Source organism: Alcanivorax sp. HI0083, assembly GCF_001635175.1.
The window spans coordinates 1-1,167 of the sequence record NZ_LWFX01000179.1; the positions used below are offsets into that span (position 1 = coordinate 1).

The 1,167-nt window shown below is 57.8% G+C and carries 2 protein-coding genes; both read right to left on the reverse strand.

Going from position 1 to position 1,167, the window contains the following annotated elements; genetic code table 11:
* Positions 1 to 780 (reverse strand): ammonium transporter (locus A3754_RS01910; protein WP_369817562.1); only part of this gene is annotated, 780 nt, incomplete at its 3' end.
* 138 nt (positions 781 to 918) lie between these two features.
* Positions 919 to 1,167 (reverse strand): EVE domain-containing protein (locus A3754_RS01915; protein ID WP_156496690.1); only part of this gene is annotated, 249 nt, incomplete at its 5' end.

A 1,167-nucleotide genomic window follows, 5' to 3' on the forward strand; every position in this document is an offset into this window, starting at 1 on the left:
CGCGGCGGCCAGCTGGGTATTCAGGTTCACCTTGGCGATATCCACGCTGGCAGAGAGGGTCGAGCCCCCGTTGAAGCCAAACCAGCCGAACCAGAGTATGAAACCGCCCAATGCCACATAGGAAAGGTTATGGCCGGGAATGGTGCGTGGCTTGCCTTGGTTGTCGAAACGCCCAAGTCGCGGGCCTACCACCAGAATACCGGCCAGTGCACACCAGCCGCCGATACTGTGGACCACCGTGGAACCGGCGAAATCAATAAAGCCCATCTGGGCGAGCCAGCCATTGCTGTTCCAGGCCCAGTTGCCGAACAGCGGATAAATAAGGCCGGTGATCACCACCGCGCCACACAAATAGCCCACGTAGCGGGTGCGCTCTGCCATGGCTCCTGAGGCGATGGTGGCGGCGGTAGCCGCGAACATGATCTGGAAAAGGAGCATGGCCCAGGTACTGCCATCGGCCTGGTTGAGCATGAATTGGTCCTGCCCGAACCAGCCATTGGTGCTGGTGCCGAACATCAGCCCGAAACCCACGGCCCAGAACACCAGTGTGCCGACACACAGGTCCATGTAGTTCTTCATGACCACGTTCAGTGAGTTCTTCGCCCGGCTCAGGCCGCTCTCAAGCAGTGCAAAACCCGCTTGCATGAAGAACACCAGCGCCGCAGCGATAGCAATCCAGACTGTATCGGTGGCGGTCAGGGTGTCGGCGTTGGCGAACTCGGGAAGAATCAGCAGAGAAAGCCAGTGATAGCGTCGCAGCAGCATAGTGGTGAATCCCATTCGTCATTGGTGATGAGAAGAGGGGACTGCAACCGCTGTGCCAGCGCGTATAGCCGATAGAATCAGGGCTTCTTAGTTATTTTGTATTAACAGGCGCCCTGTTGTGGTGCTGAGGTTGTTTGTGGTGCGCGGGGTGCCCTATGCGGTGGCATCCACGGGCTGGCTTATCTGCCGGATAAGCTGGAGCTGTCGTTCAGATACTTTTTGCACCGACAGGCGAGGTCGCACCACCAGCTCCATGTCAGCAAATTCGGGGTGATGCTTGATCTGTTTCAGTGTTAATGGCTGAGGGTATAGGCAGGCAAACTGTATATCGGCCTGGTACCAGCGGGGCATCTCACGGGTGCTGCGTGGGTCATAGCCATCTGAAGCAGGGTCAAACTGGGT